This is a genomic window from Methylacidiphilum caldifontis (assembly GCF_017310505.1).
GTDB lineage: Bacteria > Verrucomicrobiota > Verrucomicrobiia > Methylacidiphilales > Methylacidiphilaceae > Methylacidiphilum > Methylacidiphilum caldifontis.
Genome location: NZ_CP065957.1, coordinates 113,097 through 134,212 on the forward strand (window position 1 = coordinate 113,097; position 21,116 = coordinate 134,212).

Annotated in this window: 20 protein-coding genes and 1 riboswitch; of the genes, 10 read left to right on the forward strand and 10 right to left on the reverse strand. The window is 40.0% G+C overall.

The annotated features are described in order from the left end of the window. The first annotated feature begins 3 nt into the window (after positions 1-3). Both IT6_RS00550 and IT6_RS00555 read left to right on the forward strand, forming a co-directional pair. A complete protein-coding gene (locus IT6_RS00550; RefSeq protein WP_242524361.1) occupies positions 4-627 on the forward strand; it encodes a histidine phosphatase family protein in 624 nt (207 codons plus the stop codon). A gap of 50 nt (positions 628-677) precedes the next feature. Further along, positions 678-1,388, forward strand: a complete 711-nt coding sequence (locus IT6_RS00555; protein WP_134440932.1) for an HAD family hydrolase — start codon at positions 678-680, stop codon at positions 1,386-1,388. On the opposite strand, the gene IT6_RS00560 is transcribed toward IT6_RS00555, so the two are convergent. The 3 genes from IT6_RS00560 to serA are packed head-to-tail and all read right to left on the reverse strand — an operon-like array spanning position 1,385 to position 3,786. Next, positions 1,385-1,753 carry a DUF488 domain-containing protein gene (locus IT6_RS00560; protein WP_134440933.1) on the reverse strand — a complete coding sequence of 123 codons (369 nt, stop codon included), beginning with the start codon at positions 1,751-1,753 and terminating at the stop codon, positions 1,385-1,387. The two genes, IT6_RS00555 and IT6_RS00560, sit on opposite strands and share 4 nt — an antisense overlap. After that, complete coding sequence (locus tag IT6_RS00565; protein ID WP_134440934.1) at positions 1,747-2,148, reverse strand: hypothetical protein; 402 nt, start codon at positions 2,146-2,148, stop codon at positions 1,747-1,749. Before IT6_RS00565 ends, IT6_RS00560 begins: the two co-directional genes overlap by 7 nt. 42 nt (positions 2,149-2,190) lie before the next feature. Next, positions 2,191-3,786: a phosphoglycerate dehydrogenase gene (serA, locus tag IT6_RS00570; RefSeq protein WP_206826804.1), complete on the reverse strand. Its 1,596-nt coding sequence runs from the start codon at positions 3,784-3,786 to the stop codon at positions 2,191-2,193. Between the two features lie 208 nt (positions 3,787-3,994). Between serA and IT6_RS00575 the strand changes: the two genes are divergently transcribed. The 3 genes from IT6_RS00575 (at position 3,995) to IT6_RS00585 (ending at position 7,156) form a co-directional block, all read left to right on the forward strand. Beyond that, complete coding sequence (locus IT6_RS00575) at positions 3,995-4,672, forward strand: helix-turn-helix transcriptional regulator (RefSeq protein ID WP_134440936.1); 678 nt, start codon at positions 3,995-3,997, stop codon at positions 4,670-4,672. Positions 4,673-4,963: 291 nt separating this feature from the next. Then, positions 4,964-6,799: a GreA/GreB family elongation factor gene (locus IT6_RS00580; RefSeq protein WP_206826806.1), complete on the forward strand. Its 1,836-nt coding sequence runs from the start codon at positions 4,964-4,966 to the stop codon at positions 6,797-6,799. A 54-nt stretch (positions 6,800-6,853) separates the two neighbouring features. After that, positions 6,854-7,156: an FmdB family zinc ribbon protein gene (locus IT6_RS00585; RefSeq protein ID WP_134440938.1), complete on the forward strand. Its 303-nt coding sequence runs from the start codon at positions 6,854-6,856 to the stop codon at positions 7,154-7,156. A 12-nt stretch (positions 7,157-7,168) separates the two neighbouring features. On the opposite strand, the gene IT6_RS00590 is transcribed toward IT6_RS00585, so the two are convergent. Genes IT6_RS00590 through thrC form a run of 3 tightly spaced genes read right to left on the reverse strand, consistent with a single transcriptional unit; the run spans position 7,169 to position 8,966 of the window. Then, positions 7,169-7,411: an NIL domain-containing protein gene (locus IT6_RS00590; protein WP_134440939.1), complete on the reverse strand. Its 243-nt coding sequence runs from the start codon at positions 7,409-7,411 to the stop codon at positions 7,169-7,171. A 1-nt stretch (position 7,412) separates the two neighbouring features. Continuing rightward, on the reverse strand, positions 7,413-7,703 hold the full coding sequence (locus IT6_RS00595) for a MoaD/ThiS family protein (RefSeq protein WP_134440940.1): 291 nt from the start codon (positions 7,701-7,703) through the stop codon (positions 7,413-7,415). A 24-nt stretch (positions 7,704-7,727) separates the two neighbouring features. Continuing rightward, entirely contained in the window at positions 7,728-8,966 is a 1,239-nt protein-coding gene (thrC, locus tag IT6_RS00600) for a threonine synthase (protein ID WP_134440941.1), read from the reverse strand. 79 nt (positions 8,967-9,045) lie between these two features. Continuing rightward, positions 9,046-9,160: riboswitch (SAM riboswitch) on the reverse strand. 204 nt (positions 9,161-9,364) lie between these two features. On the opposite strand from thrC, the gene IT6_RS00605 reads away from it, so the two are divergent. Together IT6_RS00605 and IT6_RS00610 are read left to right on the forward strand one after the other, a co-directional pair. Continuing rightward, positions 9,365-9,826: a nucleoside deaminase gene (locus IT6_RS00605; RefSeq protein ID WP_206826808.1), complete on the forward strand. Its 462-nt coding sequence runs from the start codon at positions 9,365-9,367 to the stop codon at positions 9,824-9,826. A 15-nt stretch (positions 9,827-9,841) separates the two neighbouring features. Next, on the forward strand, positions 9,842-10,552 hold the full coding sequence (locus tag IT6_RS00610; protein WP_206826810.1) for a uracil-DNA glycosylase: 711 nt from the start codon (positions 9,842-9,844) through the stop codon (positions 10,550-10,552). On the opposite strand, the gene IT6_RS00615 is transcribed toward IT6_RS00610, so the two are convergent. The 3 genes from IT6_RS00615 to IT6_RS00625 are packed head-to-tail and all read right to left on the reverse strand — an operon-like array spanning position 10,549 to position 14,293. Then, positions 10,549-10,893, reverse strand: coding sequence for a glutaredoxin family protein (locus tag IT6_RS00615; RefSeq protein ID WP_242524248.1), 345 nt, complete (start codon positions 10,891-10,893; stop codon positions 10,549-10,551). The genes IT6_RS00610 and IT6_RS00615 overlap by 4 nt on opposite strands. Positions 10,894-10,937: 44 nt before the next feature. After that, entirely contained in the window at positions 10,938-11,855 is a 918-nt protein-coding gene (locus IT6_RS00620) for a deoxyribonuclease IV (protein ID WP_242524249.1), read from the reverse strand. A gap of 2 nt (positions 11,856-11,857) precedes the next feature. Beyond that, positions 11,858-14,293: an AsmA-like C-terminal region-containing protein gene (locus IT6_RS00625; protein WP_242524250.1), complete on the reverse strand. Its 2,436-nt coding sequence runs from the start codon at positions 14,291-14,293 to the stop codon at positions 11,858-11,860. Positions 14,294-14,328: 35 nt separating this feature from the next. On the opposite strand from IT6_RS00625, the gene IT6_RS00630 reads away from it, so the two are divergent. From IT6_RS00630 to IT6_RS00640, 3 genes are all read left to right on the forward strand, one after another. Continuing rightward, entirely contained in the window at positions 14,329-15,702 is a 1,374-nt protein-coding gene (locus IT6_RS00630; protein WP_206826821.1) for a glycine--tRNA ligase, read from the forward strand. A 796-nt stretch (positions 15,703-16,498) separates the two neighbouring features. Beyond that, positions 16,499-16,810 (forward strand): hypothetical protein, encoded by a 312-nt coding sequence (locus IT6_RS00635; protein ID WP_206826823.1) that lies wholly within the window; start codon positions 16,499-16,501, stop codon positions 16,808-16,810. Positions 16,811-16,872: 62 nt separating this feature from the next. Then, positions 16,873-17,094, forward strand: coding sequence for a hypothetical protein (locus tag IT6_RS00640; RefSeq protein ID WP_206826825.1), 222 nt, complete (start codon positions 16,873-16,875; stop codon positions 17,092-17,094). A gap of 275 nt (positions 17,095-17,369) precedes the next feature. Here the strand turns inward: IT6_RS00640 and IT6_RS00645 are convergent, their stop codons facing one another. After that, complete coding sequence (locus IT6_RS00645) at positions 17,370-20,945, reverse strand: DUF6537 domain-containing protein (protein WP_242524251.1); 3,576 nt, start codon at positions 20,943-20,945, stop codon at positions 17,370-17,372. Between the last annotated feature and the right edge of the window lie 171 nt (positions 20,946-21,116).

Consider the following 21,116-nt stretch of genomic DNA (forward strand, 5'->3'; position numbering starts at 1 on the left):
GTGATGCTTTGTTTTGAAAAACCGATGGGGGCACTCTACTTTGCTCGGCATTGTAAAACCGCTTGGAATCTTGAACATCGAATCCAAGGACGTACGGATATTCCTTTATGTGAGGTGGGGATCGAAGAGGCTAAGAAAAATTCTCGATTGATTGCACAACTGAATATTGGCAGGGTCTATTCGAGCCCTTTAATTCGGGGTAAGCAGACTGCTCAAATTTATGCCCAGTCTCTAAATATTCCTTATGAAATCAAAGAGGAGCTGATTGAAATGGATATGGGAGAATGGGAAGGGAAAACAGCTCAAGAGCTTTCTCTTCTTAAACCTTCAGTTTATCTAGAGTGGATTGAAGATCCGCGACGCGTTCCCCTTGTACCAGGAAGCAAAGAAGATGTATTTAGCGCTCAAAAAAGGATAGTTAAAGCTGTTCGAGATGTTTATTTCCAGCAAGCAAAGGATTTCAATATTTTAATTATTCTTCACAAGTATATCTGTTCACTCTTGCGTTGTGCCCTTCAAAACCTTGATCTCAATCATTTTAAGCAAGAAATTATTGAGTCGACCCTACCCCAGAATGTATCTGTGGATAGTCCAAAAGTTTTTGAAGCTTTTTCTTCCAAAGGATAAAAATAAAGACAAATTCAGTACTATGCCCTTTAACTGAAGGTGATAAAGTTATGGGGAGGAGTTTACTTAAAGCGATCATTTTGGATTTTGATGGAACAATCGGCTATACTGAAAAAGAAGCCCATTTACCTGCCTGTAACGAAGCCTTCCGGAAAATGAACATCCCTATTCAATGGTCCTGGGAGGAATTTATTACTCTTCTAGAATTGCCCGGTAACCAGGCCAGAATGGAGTATACTTATAGAAAACTCTATCCTTTTGTTGAGGAGAAAACATTAAAAGAACTGTCGGAAAAATGGATTAAAATAAAAAAGGAGCTCTATGTCCGGAAATATGTTTATCAGGCAAGGCTTAGGGATGGAATAAGCGAGTTGATCAAAGGGGCCATGATCCAAAAGATCCATGTAGCTATAGTTTCAACTTCTATTGAACCGCAGATTGAAGCCTTTTTGGACCAACATCTCCCAGAAGCACGAGGTTATATTTATCCCATTTTGGGTAAAGGAGCCGGGAAAAAGACTGCGGAGGACTCTCCACTTTATAACAAATGTCTAGAGATTCTGAATCTGAAGAAAGAACAAGCTATTGCTATCGAAGATTCGAGGGTGGGGTTGCAGGCAGCCCTTAAAGCCGGCATAAAATGTGTTGTTGTACCCAATGAATATACAGCTCAACAAGATTTTGGAGGTGCCTCTTTTGTTACAGCTGATATATCTAGGCTTAACCTTGTGCAGCTTGAGGAGTTTCTTATTAAAAGTTAGATTTTCCCTTTGATTCTATTTTCTATAAATGATTTTAAAACAATCGCTTGGTTATGGAGACTATCTTTAGCGCTATAGACAAGGGTAACCGTTGTAGAGGAACAGTTTTTAAAAAATTCAGTGATTTCTTTTTCTTTGGTCAAAAGCTCTTCTTGATATTTTTTTGAAAAATCTATCCATTTTTGAGGATCGTGAGCAAACCATTTCCTTAACTCCGAAGAGGGTGCCCAGTCCTTAGCCCAAAAATCAATTTTCAATCTATCTTTGGACATTCCCCTAGGCCATAATCTGTCTACTAAAATTCTATATCCATCCTGTGGGGCAGGTTCTTCGTAGACACGTTTGATAAAAATATTTTTTACCATTCCCAGCTAAAGAGCTCCAGTCCTCCCCCTGGAGTCATCACCTCGGTACTGTTAATTGTCCAGGTTGGATGGGGTTGTCTTGGATCCTTGGCCATGAATTGCTGGCCATAACCCATTTCCTTGGGAGCCAATGGATTAATAATTTGAGGTCCTTGCCTTATTCCCTCTGGAATGATTCCTTTAGCCTTAGGTGGAAGTCCCATAGGAGCTTTTGGAGCTTTTTCAGGAGCAGGCTTTAAAGGAATTGGCTTGGGACGCTTTTCAATCTTTTTAGCCTGTGATACCTCAGGATCTCTTTTTGGAGGTTCCGCTGCAGAGGCTACAGTTAAGACTACAGATGCAGAAAAACCTATGAAAAGAAGGATGAGAAAAACCGATCCCCACTCTTTTTTCACAACTTATATTATGACACTAAAGGGGCTAAGAATAAAGAAAAATCATACCGAAATTAACCGGACATTATAAATGTCTTCAACTTTGCGTATCTGCTCTAGAACTTCAGAAGGAGGAACATTATCAAGGTTAAGGATACTGATCGCTTTTTCTTTTGCTTTTGCCCTAGCAAGGGACATCGCTGCGATGTTGATATTATGTTCTCCCAGTATTGTCCCCACTTTTCCGACTATACCTGGCCTATCTTTGTTTTCAAGAAGGAGTAAAATACCTTCCATGGAGGCTTCTATAGGATTGAAATTAAGCTGAACCAGTCTGTGTGATTTTCCATAGAAAGTTGAAGCAGCTTGATAGGTTTGTTCATCGGTCTTTGCTTCTATGCCTATGATTTCAGTAAATTCTCCACCACTACTCATTTTGACTTCCTGAACCTCGATACCCAAGGTGTTGATCAAGAACATCACGTTAACCTCGTTGACTTCTTTGCCAGCAACCTTTCTTAAAAGTCCTTTCAGAACAGCTCGGGTAATGGGGCTTGTATCATATTCGTTAGCTCTTCCTGAATAATAAATGTTTAAGGTATCAATTCGATCAACGATCCATTGACTCATAAAAATTCCCAGTTTTTCACCCAAGGCCATATAGGGACTAAGGATGGAAAGAACTTTAGGATCAATGCTGGGCATATTGACTGCATTCCTAATGATATTATGGCAAAGAACATCTGTTATCATAACCGCTATTTCGGTTCCGACATTTTCTTGTGCTTCAACAGTGGATGCGGCAAGATGAGGAGTGAGAATAACGTTGGGCAGTCCCCGGAGGGGAAAATCAGCTGGCGGGGGTTCGGGTTCATAGACATCGAGAGCTGCGCCCGCGACCCATCCCGATTTAAGGAATTCAGCCAAGTCGGCAACACAAATCAATCCACCACGAGCACAATTAATTATCCGGATACCCTGTTTACATTTTTTTAGGTTTTCTTTGTTGATAATCCCCTCGGTTTCAGCTGTCAAGGGAGCATGAAGAGAGAGAAAGTCAATCGCAGGGAAAAGTTCATCAAGGCTGTTTACCAGTTCGATTTGGAGGTTTTTTACTTTTGTAGGTGATAGGTAAGGATCAAAACATTTGACCTTCATTCCAAAAGCAAGAGCTCGTTTGGCAACTTCTCTACCGACTCTACCAAGGCCTAGGATTCCAAGGACCTTTCCATAAAGCTCGATGCCTTCAAAATTTTTCCTTTTCCATTCCCCTAACTGCATCGAAACATGAGCTTGGGGAACATTCCTAGCTAAAGCGAGCAGCAGAGATAAGGTGTGTTCGGCTGTGGCTATGGTGTTCCCTCCGGGCGTATTCATGACCACGATACCGTGTTCGGTGGCGGCATCTACATCAACGTTATCTATTCCCACTCCGGCCCTTCCGATAACCTTTAGCTTTTTCCCCGACTCAATAACTTTTCGGGTTATCTTCGTCTGACTTCTCACAATAACAGCATCGTAGTCAGCTATGATCTGAGAAAGCTCATTTTCCTTTAACCCATACTTTTCATCGATTTTAAATTGAGCTACAGACCGAAGTTCAGCGATTCCTTTTTTGGAAATCTGATCAGCAATAAGAATATGATAGATATTAGACATAGGCTTATACTTTCTTAATTAAAGATTCACGAAAAGATTAAATAAGTAAGAAATAGGGTTTTACTTTTTTTCATTGGAAAAAGGTAAAAAATAATGAATTCTCAATTTTTAAAATTTTTTCAATATAAAAGAGAGATTCATGTTTAAAATATTTTCGTAACCCATTTTTTTTAGACTAAATTTAGTATTTTTCTTTTTGTCCATAGGTATGAACAGCCTTTTATCCAATCTGATAAAAGATTCTCGGTATAATATACTTTTTGAGTTAAAAAGAAATCCAGGACTTTCTATCAGTGAATTGACTAAAAAAATTAACTTGTCTTACATGGGTGTAAAGCAACACTGCTTGGCATTGGAAAAGGAAGGCTTTCTAGAAACCCATAAAAGACAGAAATCGGTTGGTCGACCCGAGATTGTCTATTGTTTAACCGAAAAAGCCGATGTTTTTTTTCCAAAGGACCCTTCCTTTTTTGTCGAAAAATTGCTCAATGGAATCGAAGCTTTATATGGTTCTTTGGTTTTGGATCGGCTGCTATACTGGGTTTATAGAAAGGATGGAGAATACTTAAGCCAAGCTGTAAAAAATTTACCCCTGGAGGACAGAGCGAAAGAGCTTTTGAGTTTTAGGGAAGAAAAAGGATATATGGGAAGGCTTGTGATTGATAATGAGATAGAATATAAGATTATCGAGTTTCATAATCCTATTTTAGCTCTTTTAGATAAGTATCCGATAATAAGGAGTTTTGAAAAGAAAATGTTTGAAAAGGTATTAGGGGTTCCTGTTAAGCGCATCGAAGATAGGTCTTTTGGAAGCTATTATTGTACGTTCTTATTTCAATACCCACCCTCTAACTCAGTCCATCCCAATGCAGAACAGAATGGTTAATGTTTAATTAATCCTATGCAAGAGAGACTGTTCGACTAATTTTAGCAGGTATCCTATGTGCAAGTATTCTACTCCCCAAAAAAAGCTGTAAAGTTTTCCATCGAATCGGGTTTTATTCAACTTGGACTTTTTAAGGTTTTCTCAACAGCTCCTTAGCGTTGGTGTCCATTGCCCATGCTCTTCAACAAATGTGAAAATAGGGAAAGAAAAAAAGAAATTTCGCATATATAAAATTAATTAAATTATTTTATACTTGTTATAATTTGTAATTTTATTAAAATATATTATGATATGACAACAGAAGCATTTGCTATTATTTCTAATAAAGAAAATCTTGAATGGGAACAAAATATTAATTCAAATAATCTTACTGAAGGTACTTATTGCTTGCACAAGAGTTGGGGGTTAGGAAAGATCCGCCAGATAGATGAAAATGGGGGATGGCTTATTGTTGACTTTAAAGGGAAACCCGCTCACCAGATGGCTCTTGATTTTGCCATAAGTTCTTTGCTTCTTCTCTCTGCTGATCATCTTCTTGTTTTGAAGGAAGAAAAGCTTTCTTATGTTCAAAAGCTCTCGCTAGAAAATCCTCTTGAGCTGATAAAAATATTTGTATTTTCTTTTCGAGATAAAGCGACTTTAGAAAGATTACAACACGTATTATGTCCCGATGTCATTCAGGCCGAGCAGTGGAAAAAATGGTGGGAAAATACAAAAAGGATTTTAAAGAAATCCACTTACATTCATATTCCTTCCAGGAAGTCAGAGCCTTTTGTAATTTTAGAAAAAGCCCAGGATCATTTTGCTTCCTTCATGCATACTTTAGGCTCTAATCTCTCACCACGGAAAAAGCTAGAGTCTTTAAACAAGATTCTTAAAGAAATAGAGAAATGGGATGACCAATCCCTGGCTTTGAAAGCGGTTAGCAGCATAGATGAGCTATTGAATAAGCCAAATATTGAGCCTTTTCCCCTTTTGGATTTTGCTCTTTTAAAAGTTGAGATTATTCAGAAAGCAAAGATTCAATCCACCCAGAACACGGATTTAGATCTTTATACTTATATCCCCGAGCGGTATGAAAGCTTGTTGACCTCACTGCTGGGGCTATCCTCGGTAAACCAAGAAAAAGTTTTGCAGCTAATTTGGGAAAGAAAAAACCAACCTATCGATCTCTTTTTAAGCCTATTGAGTGAGGCGGATGGAAGGCTTGCGGACAATATCGTCAAGATTTTGGTAGAGGCTGGCTTAACGGATCTTGTTCTAGAACAATTCAATCGACTCATCAGAGAAAGAACTTTATCTGTGGAATTATTATATTGGTTATGTAAAAACAAGGATCAACTTTTCCAGCCTCTTTTTAATATCCATCTGTTTTATTGTATCCTTTATGTTTTAGAAAGAGAGCTCGGATCGGTGGGTAAAAAGGCAGAAAAATTATACGATCTTTTGACTACAGGGACAGAACTCATTTACTGCTTGCTTTCCAATGCCTCGCTCGATGACATCAAAGATGTCACCCGAACCATACTTCTTAGCCCAGTTTTCAAGGAACTAGATAAAAGATCATTGCTAGGAGCCATTGTTAAGATTACTCCAGAAGTACAGGAACTTATCAGCAATAATCGGGGGACTGAAGCCGAAAGCTTGCTTATCGTTTCGTGGGAAAGTTTAGAGCAAAAGAAAAAAGAACTAGATGAGTTAGTACGGAAAAAAATTCCCGAAAATAGCAAGGATATTGCTCATGCCCGATCCTATGGAGATCTGAGGGAAAATCATGAATATAAAGCTGCAAAAGAGATGCAGGTAGTTTTAATGAGAAGAAAGGCTGAGCTAGAATCCATGATCAGCAGAGCTCGGGCTACTGATTTTTCCAATGTGGATACTTCATCGGTAAACATTGGAACGGTTGTTCAGTTTAGGGATTTAAAAACAAATAGCACAAATTCTGTAGCGATCCTTGGAGCCTGGGATAGTAATCCGTCTAAGGGGATAATTTCTTACCTTGCCGCTTTAAGCCAGTCCCTATTAGGCCATAAGCCCGGTGATATCGTTCAGGTATCCCTTGACGATGGGACACAACGGGAAATTAGGATAGAAAAGATTAGCCGGTGGAACCCCAAATCTTAAAGGGACTGAGTTGATAGTTTTAAGATAAAGCTCTTAGAACGAAAGGAGTACTTTATGCCTACTTATCAATATGAATGCGTTCAATGTGCTCATCGGTTTGAAATCTTTCAACCCATCACAAAACAGCCTTTAGAACATTGTGTAGAAGAATGCTGTCCCATGAAACCTTGGGGCAAAGGAAAAGTAAAGCGGATAATTTCAGGAGGCATGGGTCTTCTCTTTAAAGGATCGGGTTTCTATATTACTGATTATCGCAGTCCAAGCTATCTTAAAGCCGCTAAAGCTGAAAAGGAGGTGTCCTCCAAGGCTTCTTCTTCAACAGGAAGTTCTTCAGTCAACCCGACACCGAAGCCTTAAACGGGCAGATTTTTAACCTTCAATTGTACTGATTTCGACAGGTTCAACATGCACCCCCTGTGATTCAAGCCAGTTCACAGCCTCCTTAATCACCTCTGCGCTGCCTTCAAGCTCGATACCTATGATCCCGATCTCTCCTGTTATACTCGCGTTTCTAATGTTAAAAACAAGATCAAAATTTCGGCTTAATTCCCAAATTAATGGCCTCTTACAGAGGTTGCCATCCAAACTTAACCAGTAGCGTTGTTTAATCATATTATCCCCCGGCAATGGCGGGGACAATGCTGACTTCATCACTTCGATGAAGCAGGGTATCCTGTCCATTTAAAAATCGTATATCCTCTCCATTAAGGTAAATATTTACAAAACGCCTGATCTCTCCCTTTTCATCACAAATGCGGTTTAATATTCCTGGAAATTGAGCTTCAAGGTTAGACAGAAGTTCTCGAATCGTAGTTGCAGAAACATGAACAACCTCTTGGTTTTGAGTTAACCCACGAAGTGGAGTTGGGATACGTACCGCAATTTCGTTTATAGTGGTATTCATAATTGTTATTTATTTCCTTTCTTTTTAATTTTCAAAGTCAATAATTTTATCGAAATCCTGAATGGTTGGGTCGATAACCTCTATGGGTTGCAGATGATCTTTAAGCACATCGGCTGTTTTTAGTCCATTGCCCGTTATACATAAGACGACTTGACTCGTTGAGGGAATATGCCCTTTTTCGATTAGCTTTTTTGCACAACCAACGGTTACTCCCCCTGCGGTTTCCGCAAAAACCCCTTCGGTCTCAGCTAATATTTTTATGCCTTCAATAATTTCATGATCATCGACATCTTCAGAAAATCCTCCTGTTCTACGAATCGTTTGTATAGCATAGTAGCCATCGGCAGGGGTACCAATTGCCAGAGATTTTGCTATGGTATTGGGATGAGCGACGGGCCTAATTAAATCCGTTCCCTTTTTGAAAGCTGCGGTGATTGGATTACACCCTAATGCTTGTGCGCCGTGAATGGCGTAGGGTTTTTCTTCAACCAGTCCACAGATAATCGCCTCTCTGTAAGCTTTATCAATCTTTGTCAGCAAAGAACCACTTGCCATGCAAATTACGGTATGATCGGGGATTTTCCAGCCCAACTGCTCAAGGATTTCAAATCCCATGGTTTTGGATCCTTCAGCATAGTAAGGCCTAAAGTTAACATTTACAAAAGCCCACCTGTATTTTCCAGCTATTTCTGAACAAAGTCGATTCACTTTGTCATAAGGCCCTCTGATACCGATGACTTTTGTATTATATACAAGACTACCGATGACTTTTGCTAGTTCAAGGTCTGCGGGGATAAGTACATAACTTTTCAATCCGCTGCTTGCTGCATGTGCGGCCAAGCTGTTGGCAAGATTTCCTGTTGATGCACAGGATACAACATGGAAATCCAGTTCTTTAGCCCGAGAAAGGGCAACAGAGACAACCCTGTCTTTAAAAGAGAGGGATGGGATATTGACGGTGTCATTCTTAAGATAGAGATCTTTGACGCCCAAAGCTTTTGCAAGCCTTTGAGCGTGGATCAAGGGGGTCATGCCTGTGTGTAATCCCACCGTTGGACTTCCTTCCAGGGGAAGGAAAGGTTCGTATCTCCACATCGAATGAGGTCCCGATTCGATGAGGTGGCGGGAAATGTATTTTTTGATCTTGTGGTAATTATAGGTTGCTTCAAGAGGACCAAAATCAAACTCGCAGACATGAAACGCTTCTTTGGGATAAGTTCTTCCGCATTCCTTGCACTTAAGGCAATCAAAAAATTCTTTCACCGTATTTTTCCTTTTATGAAGCTTATCGAGAAAAACGGAAGAAGCTGAGGGCAAAAAAGAGAAAGAAAATAATGTTTTCCTCTCATCCTTCCCTTACACTTCAAAGGGCTGGGATTGGCACCTAGACGAAAAGAATCCCTTTTCCGGTTGCCGCGGCTTCACAGGGCCAGTCCCTCCACCGCTCTCGATAAGAGATTTTAAAGTTCAAAAATAGAATAATAAAAAATAATGTCAAGAAGAAATGAGCTTGAATGATATTTTTGGTCGAACAAGATTGAAAAGATTGGCTATGAGAGAGGTAATTTGTTTTAGGTTTTAGCTTTTCTTTAGTTTTTATTCTGTCCATTAAACTATTCTTGCAATTCCCATTTTTAAAGCGAAGATTTTTTCTGAAAATAATGAATAAGAAAAACTCTAAATCCGATCCATTTTGGTATATCGCTTTTGAAGAAGCAAAAAGAGGCTTTGAAGAGGGAGGAATACCCATTGGGGCCTGCCTAGTTTATCAGAATAAGGTTTTGGGCAGAGGAAGAAACCGTAGGGTACAGCTTGGCAGTGTTGTAAGACATGGAGAGTTGGATTGCTTGGAAAACGCAGGAAGATATCCTGCTAAAGTTTATCACCAGGCGACTCTTTATACCACCCTTTCTCCTTGCTGGATGTGTTCTGGAGCTATTCTTCTATATGGAATAAAAAGGGTAGTTATTGGAGAAAATCGAAATTTTAAGGGGCCAGAAGAAATTCTCAGCCAAAATGGCATAGAGCTAATTCATCTGGATGATCAGGAATGCACAAGATTACTCTCTTCATTTATAGAAGCCAACCCCCAATTGTGGAATGAAGATATTGGAAAAACATAAAATAAAACAGTGGCGATGGACACGGCGGACAAGAAGCTATCTATCCTGAATGAAAAAGTCATTTCCTGTCGGCTATGTCCTAGGCTTGTAGCCTGGAGGGAAGAGATTTTAAAGAACAAACCGAAGAGATTTTCCACTGAGTCCTATTGGTCCAAGCCAGTTCCAGGATTTGGAGATCCCTTAGCAGAGCTCCTGATCGTGGGCTTGGCTCCTGCTGCTCATGGTGGAAATCGCACAGGACGCATTTTTACAGGTGATAGAAGTGGAGATTTTCTCTTTGATGCCCTTTATCGTTTCGGCTATTCGTCTAGCCCAAAATCGGTAAGCAGAGATGATAGGCTACAATTAAAAAATGTTTATATTACGGCCTCCGTGCGCTGTGTTCCCCCAAAAAATAAACCCACACCTGAAGAAATTGTTAATTGCAGGCAGTACTTAATTGAAGAGTTATCGATTTTAAAGAACTTAAAAGTGATTTTGACCTTGGGACGTATCGCTTTTGACAATGTTTTAACGACAGTCAAAAAGGTAGCTGAGACCGAAGGTAAGCATTTTGCTTGGAAAAAACTCTCTTTTATACACGGAATCGAACATAGTCTTCCTGATGGAAAAATCCTCATCGGTTCTTTTCATCCAAGCCAACAAAATACTTTTACAGGAAAACTTACCAAAAGTATGTTCGACTCCGTGTTTTCTCGGATTAGCAGCCTGTTGAAAAGCCTTTAAAGTTCAAAGTTAACTTTTACTGGATAGCCATGGTTATGTTCGCCTGAGCAAGCTTGATCAATGGGAACATCCACAGGCTTGTCAATTTTCTTAACATAATTTTTAGCGATAAGCCATTGTTCCAGTTCTTGGCCGCTAATATCAGCCAGCATCTCTCCATTTACTTCCACGCAAGGAGAAAAAGGCTGGCCACTTTTCATAATCATTTCTTCCCTGTATTCAGGAAAGTTGATTATGTCTTTATCTTCATAAGGAAGATTGTATTTTTTTAAGATTGCTCTTACCCCATTACTCCAACCGCAAGAGGGTTTTAAATAGGCAACAATATGTAGATTACTCATGTCATTCACTATATCCATGTTAGAATTTTTGACTAGAAATTTTTTTAATCCTCCAAAATTTTTCTTAAATTCATGCAATCGTCATCTAATCCATTTTCCTTTGGGGTTTCCAGTATCATGGGCAGACTAGAAAATCTTTTGTCATGGATTAATCTCCTGAAAGGCGCAACCCCTAAGGTTCCTTTCCCGATATGGGCATGTCTATCTATCTTTGAACCAAATGGGCTCGCTGAATCGTTAAGATGGATTGCTGCAATTCGAGATAAAGCCAACTCCGATGAAATTTTTTCTATCGTTTTTTCATAACCTTCAGGGGTTTTCAAGTCGTAACCCGCTGCCCATAGATGTGCGGTATCTAAGCAGAAACAGAATCTTTCAGGCCGATCTAGCTTTTCAAAAATTTCTCTAAGTTGTTCGAGTTTCCATCCAAGCTGTCCTCCTTGTCCTGCCATTGTTTCTAAGGCTATTTTAACCGTAGTTTTTCCAGTGATTTTAAGAGCTTGGTTTAAATGATAACAAAGGGCTCCTATCGCTTGAGAAATTTCGTTAATGTCCTTGGTTGCTGTTCCTGGATGAAGGACTACAAAAGGCAAGGTCAATTTTTCAGCTATCGCTAGCTCTTGGATCAATGCCGTGATGGATTTTTTTACCGTCTCTTTAGATGGAGAACAAAGATTAATTAAATAGCTGAAATGGCCAAAAAAAAGGATGCCTTCTTTTTCCTTGAGCAAAACAAAATCCTCTATGTCTTTTTCATCCAGTTTAGGCTCTTCCCACCTCCGGCAGTTTTTTAAGAAGATTTGAGCGGCTTTAAAACCACAAGAGCAGGCTCGTCTTGCCGCGCAGTGGAATCCTCCTGCAATCGATACATGTGCTCCAAGAAGAGCAGATTTGAGTTCATTGGGTAAAAGGGGTTGCGTACAGGTATCGGTAGAGGGAAGATTTTTGGATGAAGATCTCATATTTAAAAAACTTTTGATTTCCAAACTGGAGAAGCAAGCTTTCCTGTTCCATGGAATTCAAAGAGTTCACTCAAGGGATAAAAGAGATAACCTATAGGACCACGCATTGTGACTTTCATGTCCATATCTAAATTATCTTTGACAAAATTGTATTTCCCAGAACCGAGAACCGAAAAGGTAAAGCTCGAAATCTTTAGATCCCTGGTGATAATAAATCCATCCTTTATATTGAAGTGTCCTGAGGCTTCATCCGCTTTGGCCATAGCAAATTCGGTATCTTTTGAACTAAGAGCTTGGGAAATGATCCCTAAAAAAGGGATGGACATAATATAGCCATCGTGAATGTTTATTTTCCCATCCCCTTTGAGTGAGTATAAATCACCTAAATGACCACCAAAAGAAGTCTGAAAATTAAATCTTCCCGAGTCCTTATCTATATTGAATATGGTTAACATGGCTTTGTGGAAATCCCCATTATTGATATGGAAATTTGTTCTAAAAGGAATATTTTTTTTCCACAAGCTCGATTCATAGATTCCTTGGATTAGCCCGTCAAATAGGTAACCATGGTGAACTTTTATAGTGAGCTCTCTACCCTTTAATATAATTTCTCCTTTGGGCTTGGTTAAAGGGAATGTGACCTTAAAAATATCAAAATCCATGATTGAATTGGAATCGACATCTATATGGAGATCTGTTCTGGGTTCTTTTGAATATTTATCAATGTCTACAACACCATTAACTTTCAAAAAGGGAGGAGCGTGAAATCGGTAAGGCTTAACGTAAGAAAAAAATTCATTCCCTAAAGCAGGAGCAGATTCTATGACATTTACCGAGGAACAGAGATCTGTAATCCAAACAAGTTTTTTTTGAAAGTTATGACGGACCGTGCCGCTTACTGTTCCTTCGGGCCGACTTACATGTAAATTGGGTAAAAAAAGCTCAAAATTAGAAAAATGAAAATCTGATTCTGTTGAGCTTATAAAAACACCTTGATAGACAAAGTCCTTGAGTAGGTAGTGCCCCGAGAAGATCCAGTGTTGAGGGTTGAGAGAGTTGCCACGAATTTCAAAATTGACTATGGGAAATTCTTTTTTGAATTCCGTAACATCAAGGATGCGGTCAAATTCGGTACCAAAGACTTTTTTGAATATTTTGGGATTGATCTGCTGGCTATTGATTTTTGCCCAGAAACTATCATTTTGTCTGTCCCAGAGTATTTCACCCGAAAGGATGCCGGTATCTGTCTTGAGTTTAAGCTCCGGTGCAAAGAGTTTTTTCCCATCATAGGCGATGGGTAAAGAAAGTTCTTTTAAGGCGTGGTCTTGAAATGAGAAATTATGACAACGGATGTCAACGATCAGGTTGGTCATTTTTTGAGTGCCCCATTTTGTGGTGAATCTTCCACTAAAGGTAGGTAAATCAGTAAATTTTAATGTTTCAGTCAGGGATTGCCAGTTTTTGGGTAAAATGGATTTAATCAAGGATAGATCGGCGCTACTGAGAAACTCAAAAAAAGAGCTGGATCCTTTGAAATCCACTTCTCCCCAGGAAGAGATCTGTCCCCGGGGCAGTTCTAGAGTTAATTCTTCGAATTTGATCGCTCCTCCAGCAATCTTGAGTTCACTAAACGCATTTTCAATGGGAACATCCTTAAACAAGAATTTCTTGGAATAGAGTTGAAGTGAAGCGGTGACATTTTCAGGATCTTTAGTATTAAGACTAAAGCTCCCTTCGAGTTGAAGCGGTTTTTGGGTTTCGAATAAATCAACAATAGAGAGGATCTTACTCCAGAGAGAATCAAGGAATTGGATTTGTTCTTCGGTTAAAGGCTTGAATAGAGGAAAACCGTTGATAACGATTTTACCTTTTAAATCGAAATTGAGATTAAGCACTCTTCCTTTAGCTTTTTTAATTTCTATCTCATCGGCATTTAAATTAACTGAAGCATTGACTTGATGGATCTCTATTTCATTGTGGGGGGACAAAGGGATATCGATGGTGGCATTAGAAACGACAGCACTCTGGATAAGGGGATTGCCTTTCAGCCAAGAATACCAGTCGACCGATAAATGAACCTTGTCTACTTGAAGCCAGATCGATTGCCTATCTTTTTCACGAAATACAATAACTCTATTGGCAACAAGATTTCCTCTTGGATCTATGGATAATTTGTCCAGTGAGATAATCATTCCTCGCGACTCCAGTTCCGAGAGGACCAATTGTTTGACTTGGGGAGGAAAACCAAAAAATCGAAGATACAAAAATATAGCTAAAACAATTCCAAGTAGTGATACAATAAAGGAGATGAGAAGCTTTTTTAAAAAAGAACAACAGTAATGCCAAAAGGCACTGTAAAATCGATAGGGAATAATTTCAGCAGACTTTTGTTCTTTTTTTTTGACGACAGAATGAGATTTTGATGTCTTTTTATGCACGTGCAATTAAGATATACTATTTGTTTTTGTTATTTATGACAGAATTATCGCTTTTAGAAAAGATTGTTGCGCTTTGTAAACGGAGAGGAATTATTTTTCCTTCGTCAGAAATATATGGAGGGATCAACGGGGTTTGGGATTTTGGGCCGCTGGGTGTAGAACTCAAGAGGAATATCAAAGAGTCCTGGTGGAAAGCCATGACTCAGTTGCGGACAGATGTCGTAGGCATGGATGGTTCTATCTTGATGAACAGGGAGGTTTGGAAAGCAAGCACACATGAAGATCAATTTGTTGATTGGTTTGTCGATTGTAAAGTGTGTCATGCTCGGTTTAGACTGGATCATTTAAAAGAAAGTAGTTGTCCTTTGAAACCTTCAAAACATCCTGGAGAATGTGGAGGCGAACTGACCGAGCCGAGGCGATTTAACCTTCTTTTTAAAACTTATGTGGGTCCTCTTGAAGAAGAAAGCGCTCTGACATATCTTCGTCCAGAGACCGCCCAGTCTATTTTTGTTCAATTTAAAAATGTACTGGAAAGCTCCCGCATGAAAATCCCTTTTGGGATAGCCCAGATAGGAAAAGCTTTCCGGAATGAAGTCAATCCTCGCAATTTTATATTTAGATCTCGTGAATTTGAGCAAATGGAACTGGAGTATTTCGTTCCTCCAGATACCGGTTTGCAGTATATCGAGCAGTGGAAAGAAGAAAGGGTTAGATGGTATGAGTCTATTGGGATAGCCAAGGAACATATTCATGTGCGCGAAGTCCCGGAGGGAGAGAGAGCGTTTTATTCTTTAAAAACCTATGATTTAGAATACGATTTTCCTTTTGGCAGACAGGAGCTTGAGGGTATAGCTTACCGAACGGATTTTGATTTGAAACAACATCAAATCTTTAGTGGAAAACCCCTAGAATATTATGATGAGGAAAGAAAATGTAAATATATTCCTCATGTTGTAGAACCCAGTGCAGGGGTTGATAGAACACTTTTAGCCCTACTCTGTGAATCTTACAGTGAAGAAGAAATCATCGGGGAAAATGGACAGAAAGAAAAAAGGGTTGTGTTACGGTTTTCTCCTCGGATCGCTCCCATTAAAATAGGGGTTTTCCCTCTATTGAAAAATAAAGCTGAACTTGTCCAAAAAGCTCAATCAGTGTTTTCTCGACTTAAAGTTCATTTTAAGTCCTTCTATGATGAATCGGGGGCGATAGGCAGGCGCTACCGGCGGATGGATGAAATTGGAACCCCTTTTTGCGTAACCATAGATTTTGAAACCCTTGAAGGAGTTAGAGAAGGAAAGCTTGCGGGGAAAAAAGACACAGTAACGGTTCGCTATCGGGACAGTATGAAACAAGACCGGGTAGGAATCGAAGAACTCGTTGATTTTATAAGACAAAAAATAGGATAGTTTATCGGATAGAGCTTAAAGGAAAAAAGTGGCGGAGAGGATAGGGGTCATAACATTTTCTCTTCATCGACCGAGAAATCGGCTAAGGATGGATCATCATTCTGGATAGTGATTTGGAAAAACTCAAGGCAGTGTGTCTAGGGCATAGCATATCTAATCTGGAGAATTTTTAAAAACCGGCTGTGCCCTCCGGCTCAAGTGCTTGGAATGGTAATTTTTGGTTTTGATGGGCTAACTGAACTTTCGAAACTCTGAGACATAAAGTGTTGGAGCAGAATGATATTGACTTTTTATTCTGCCTACAAGGCTCACTTGGGCAGATGAGCAAAGAGCGTAAGCAGGTCGAGTTTTTGAAGCAACGCGTTGAACTCTTTATGGATCCAGGATAAGAGCCCAATCACAGTCTTTCCCTTGGTAGAGAGTTAGAACAAGCGGATTGCCTGTAGACCGCGGAGCCTTGGGTTATTCTTTAGATGAATCTTCGATAAAATTCTTTGTAACTCATTAAGGAAGATGTAATTTGGAAAACTAAAAATACAGCTATCTTCATATCCTTTTCGGACATAAGAGCTTAATAACTGATCTTCCTTATAATTTTGAGCATTATTTAGGCAGATCTAGGACTTAGGGCCAATAATGTAGGACGTAATATGTGAATAAATATTAACAATTCTTCTCTTTGACAGTACACATATAATGCTGGTAGACTGACGGCTGAATCGTCCGCAACACAGATTGCTCGGTAGAATAACCGACTTGGGCGATTTCAGGAAACACCCAGAAGGAGAACAACATAATGAGCGAATACGAAGAGAAGTGCTGTTGCGAAGAGAGGTGCCGTCACCATGAGGAAGCAGAAACGTGCCACGAAGGGGGCGACATCGTAGAACATGTCGCCAAGATGTGGCAGTCAGCCGGTTGTTCCGCCTGGTCGGAGGTTGTGAAGGAGATCCTTAAGGAAAAGATCCGGGCGCGGTGGGGCGCTGAGCTCGAGAAGGGGGCCGAAGCCTTTGTGGCTTCTATGGGTGCTGGCTGGCAGGCGAAAGTCGCTAAGGCCAAGGCGGAAGAGGAGTTTCGAAAGGCGATCGAAAAGGCGATTTTGGGCTAGCCAATTGCGCAGGGTTTTCGTCTTTTTTTGAACACGATGGCTGTTCCTTGAAAGGAGCAGCCATGTTTTTTACAGTCTCCGACGCCCCGCCAAGGCCTTTTTGTAAAAATCGATTTGCCGGCCGGGCTGGGCGGTTTAAGATCAAGAAAGAGGATGAGCCTTTCCAACCGAAAGGTGATTTTGGTCTGGCGACCGGAGGGAGCCCTCCGGAAAGAAAACTTCATCTTGCCGATACTCTGCGAGCGCGCAGTTTTCCTGAGCAAGCTACTTTTCTACACATCTAGTGATCACACCTTGCAATGCCGCGACTTTCGAGGGCCTGTAGGCAAGGCGGTCGGACAAAGCGATGTTTTTCATCTTCCACATAACATGCATCGATTCTTCATGGCGCTATTTTGCTCAGGGAAGTACTCCGCGGATGTTTGTGCCGATCCCTTACAGTGATCGAAGGCAGGCTAATTCCTGCACGCAACATTTTCAGGGCTAAAAGCCGCTGGGTACTTGGGGGTAAGAACGGGGTTTTTTAGATTTGAGAAGTGATATCGAAAATTTCTTCTATTCAACTTAATGATATTCTTTCTTTATCTTTGGCTTTAATTTCAGCAAGGATCTGTAGAGCCCTTTCTTTGGCCTTTTCCATTTTTGGGTACCGAACCTCTCTATATCCTGTAATTGCTTCTGGGAGTTCAAAAAATTCAACCCAGAGTTGGTATTCCCTTGAGTTGGAGTATTCAAATTGCTTGCAGCTATATAGAAACCAATCTCGAAATTCTTTTTCTCGCTTATGCCAACCTGGCAGAATACGCCTCAGGAATTTTGCTTTGCTCATGATTTTGAGCATCCAGGGTGAAGATTTTAAACGAAATCTGATCCTGAAATTACCCAATACAAATTCGGGTTTGGTCCAATGCTTGTATTCTACGCGATCTCCCTTGTCGAGTTGAATATGAAAAAGTTGTAGATTCTGAGATAAAGTCTGACTGTCTGTCAAGAGCCTAGCTACTTCTACTTCGTCTTTTATAGCCATGATCTTGTAAATGTTTTTTATTGCTGCTTTGGTTGCTGCAAAGCCAAGCTGTAAACAATCCTTGGTCAGTATGGTTTTTAGGGTCTCATAATAAAGCTGGGCGTACTCGATATCCTCGTAAAGATAAATATTTTTTAGTCTTAGGCTAAAGGCTTCAAGAATGGATTTATCAAGAGGAAAAGAGGAAATTTCAGAATGCCATTTCCAAAGCTTTTGAGCTTCTTCTTTTTTGGATTTTTGCAGATGGATTATAAAGCTATCCCAAGGGTTAGCAAAGAGCAGTTGCTCGGTATGTTTCTCGTTATTATTAAAAGTATTTTCTTTATGATTAACCACAAGAGCTCTTCCAAGCGAAAATGCCTCTATGTTGATCGGGCTTTTTTTGCCTAAGGTTTCCTGGATTGCCCATTCGATACTTTCTAAAGAAAAAGGAAGATAACCGGCCTGAAAAGCTACTCCAAATGCCATAAGGTTGGAATAAAGCTTGTTGTCAAAATATTCTTCAGAAAGTTGAGAAAAAGGGAATTTTAAGTAGCGCCGTTGATCAATCTTTGAAAGAATTTTGCTTTCTATTTCAGAAAAATTAAGGGTGTCTTTTCCGATTAAAGAACGGACGGTTTGAGTCAGTGTTTCATTGAGGATCAGGGCAGTTTTTTCAGGGTCACCAACCTTGTATCTTCCTCCTGGATCAATAATCCGGGCGGTTTCTAAGGGATCCAGGCCTAGAATTAAGTCTCCTTCACCATAGTTTCCGATTGGAGTTATAGGCAGATCCTCCTCTTTATTGGGTTTTTGATAGAAGACGATTTGAGAAACCACTGACCCATTACGAATAGCTAAACCATTTCGATCACAAAACTGCACACAAAACCCATCCCTGTGTGCTGCTCTAACGATAACTGCCGTCAAACTAGCAATTCCCATACCTCCAACACCAGCTATTAAAACTCTATAAGGCTTCTTCAATTCATCTTTTTGAGGGGGGATATCGATTTTTATGGGCTCTTCTTTAAAATGTGACCGGGGAGATGACCGAAAGACTGTTAGTTCTGCAAAAGCCGGGCAAGCCCCAACCCTTGCACAGGCTCCATCAGCAACACACCAGGATAGATCTGTAGCCATTTTTTTACCAAAATCGGTATCAATAAAGGTCAATCCAGGGCAGCCCGTAGACATAGTACATTCAAGACAGAATTCACAAACGTCGGGATTAATAAAAACGTATTTTTTTTGCGAAATGTATCCCTTTTGCCTTATTTCTTCTCTTTCTTTTTTTGTCTGTCGCCTTTGGGAAATTATTGCACATTCCTTTTCAGCAATAATGATCTTTACTCCCTCTTTAAGAATCGTCTGTTCCAAGATTATTTTGTACTGTTCTCTTTGTGAAGGATTGATTCGATATACGGGAAGCTTTGTTTTTTCAGTAATAGCGGCGATAATTTTATTGATATCCTGACAGGCTGTCTTATCCCCAAGAAGATCCTTATCCACTCCCGGCGTAGTTTGGTGTCCTGTCATCGCCGTAGTTCGGTTATCTAGGATGATATAAGTGATATCCTGTCCATTTTTGACAGAATTGGATATCGCAACTAGCCCAGAATGAAAAAAGGTGGAATCACCCATAAATACCACCTGTTTGTTCTTGATGAAAGGATCTATTCCTAGTCCTGTTCCTCCCCCAAGACCCATTCCACTATAGTTGTGCATAAGGCTTTGGTAAGGTTCGAACATCAACATTGTGTAACAGCCAGTATCTCCATGAAAAACCAGATCTATGGGGTCAGTTTTGTGATGGATTTTCATGTAGTGAGGATCTTTAAAGTTTTTTTGAATTTCAAGGAGTAGGGCTGCAGAATCCCTATGAGGACATCCAGGGCAGAAAGTGGGTGTCCTCAAAGGCAACTGGAAAGAGGGAGTTGGATTGTCATCCGAAAAACGATTGAATTGACACAGGCTTTTCCCACTAAGAGAAATCTTAGACAAAAGAGGATCTAAAATGTCTACTAGCAAAGAGGGATCAAGCCCTCCGGTTGAGGGTATGCCTCCTAGACCTAAAGGAAAACGTTTACCATAGATCTTTTTATGAACCCGTTCCTGGTTCAGAATGAGAACGATGGATTCTTCAAGGAAAGCTCTTCTTTCTTCTATGACGTAAAGTTCATCGACAGTTTGCGCAAATTGAACAATAACCTGGGGATTGAGAGGGTAGGTGAGACCAACTTTTAAAATGGGAATTTTCCCATAAACACCCAGATAATCGAGTGCTTGGGCTAGATAGCAAAAGGATAATCCTGAACAGACAAAACCGATTTTGGAATTTTGATCGGCAAAATAAGTTTTATCGAGTTGGAGTTCTTTGGCCTTTGACCAGAGTAGCTGGTATCGAAAGAGAAAATCTTTTTCTCTTTGTGAAGTCCTTGGAGGAAGAATCACTCTTTTTTCAAAGTCTATGGTTGAACTGTCCAGGGAAAATGCATTAAGAGAATGGTTAAGAGGGAAATGGTTTTTTTTAACCATGACTGTCCCCCCTCCGTCTGCTTGATTGGTTGTGACTAAATAGCCAATGAAAAGGTTAGAATACCGAGAAAGAATAAACCCCAAATTTACCCAGTCCTTGATTTCTTGTATAGTTGAGGGTTCCAAAATAGGCATGTGTAAATGTTTACAGAGAAAACGAGAATCGGCTGGAGTCTGGGTTGAGTCATTCCATGGGTCATCTCCAATAATAACGATTGCTCCTCCTTCAGGATGACTTCCACCTAAATTACCCAGTGCAAGGCCATCTGAAGCCACATGAAAGCCTACACTTTTCATTGCTGCAACAGCTCTTAAGCCTGCCATTTGAGAACCATTTAACATAGCCGCAGCCAAAGCTTCGTTATTCGCAAGAATAGCTTGAATGCCATGTTCTTTCAGAAGGCCAGAAATGGATTCGACAGTATCGAAAATTCCAGAGATGGGAGAGCCAGGGTAGCCGGTGATAAGATGAATTCCGCCATGAGTTTCAAGTAGGCCTTTTACGATCGCTTCATTACCCGTATAAACTTCTAAGCCTTCCTCTTTGAGAAATCTTGGATCAGCCGCTGCAATTACACTTTTAGTAGCCATGACTCTTTTCATTACTACTCTAATTTCTTTATAAAGTAAAACATTATAAAAAGGTTAGATTCAATAAAAAGGACTTGCCGATTTTCTTTCTCAAGTTAATATTTTGACTAGGGATCAAGCTAGACTCTGAAAAAGAGCTGGTTTGTGGATGAAGTATTTGAAAAATGAGTA

Excerpts from the sequence above, each read along its gene's own strand:
- IT6_RS00550 (WP_242524361.1), top strand. The coding sequence starts at position 4 with ATGCTTTGTTTTGAAAAACCGATGGGGGCACTCTACTTTGCTCGGCAT.
- IT6_RS00580 (WP_206826806.1), top strand. The coding sequence starts at position 4,964 with ATGACAACAGAAGCATTTGCTATTATTTCTAATAAAGAAAATCTTGAA.
- IT6_RS00615 (WP_242524248.1), bottom strand. The coding sequence starts at position 10,893 with ATGAGTAATCTACATATTGTTGCCTATTTAAAACCCTCTTGCGGTTGG.
- IT6_RS00620 (WP_242524249.1), bottom strand. The coding sequence starts at position 11,855 with ATGAGATCTTCATCCAAAAATCTTCCCTCTACCGATACCTGTACGCAA.
- IT6_RS00560 (WP_134440933.1), bottom strand. The coding sequence starts at position 1,753 with ATGGTAAAAAATATTTTTATCAAACGTGTCTACGAAGAACCTGCCCCA.
- IT6_RS00645 (WP_242524251.1), bottom strand. The coding sequence starts at position 20,945 with ATGGCTACTAAAAGTGTAATTGCAGCGGCTGATCCAAGATTTCTCAAA.
- IT6_RS00630 (WP_206826821.1), top strand. The coding sequence starts at position 14,329 with ATGACAGAATTATCGCTTTTAGAAAAGATTGTTGCGCTTTGTAAACGG.
- IT6_RS00585 (WP_134440938.1), top strand. The coding sequence starts at position 6,854 with ATGCCTACTTATCAATATGAATGCGTTCAATGTGCTCATCGGTTTGAA.
- IT6_RS00590 (WP_134440939.1), bottom strand. The coding sequence starts at position 7,411 with ATGATTAAACAACGCTACTGGTTAAGTTTGGATGGCAACCTCTGTAAG.
- IT6_RS00635 (WP_206826823.1), top strand. The coding sequence starts at position 16,499 with ATGAGCGAATACGAAGAGAAGTGCTGTTGCGAAGAGAGGTGCCGTCAC.
- serA (WP_206826804.1), bottom strand. The coding sequence starts at position 3,786 with ATGTCTAATATCTATCATATTCTTATTGCTGATCAGATTTCCAAAAAA.
- IT6_RS00595 (WP_134440940.1), bottom strand. The coding sequence starts at position 7,703 with ATGAATACCACTATAAACGAAATTGCGGTACGTATCCCAACTCCACTT.
- IT6_RS00575 (WP_134440936.1), top strand. The coding sequence starts at position 3,995 with ATGAACAGCCTTTTATCCAATCTGATAAAAGATTCTCGGTATAATATA.
- IT6_RS00640 (WP_206826825.1), top strand. The coding sequence starts at position 16,873 with ATGTTTTTTACAGTCTCCGACGCCCCGCCAAGGCCTTTTTGTAAAAAT.
- IT6_RS00605 (WP_206826808.1), top strand. The coding sequence starts at position 9,365 with ATGAATAAGAAAAACTCTAAATCCGATCCATTTTGGTATATCGCTTTT.
- IT6_RS00610 (WP_206826810.1), top strand. The coding sequence starts at position 9,842 with ATGGACACGGCGGACAAGAAGCTATCTATCCTGAATGAAAAAGTCATT.
- IT6_RS00555 (WP_134440932.1), top strand. The coding sequence starts at position 678 with ATGGGGAGGAGTTTACTTAAAGCGATCATTTTGGATTTTGATGGAACA.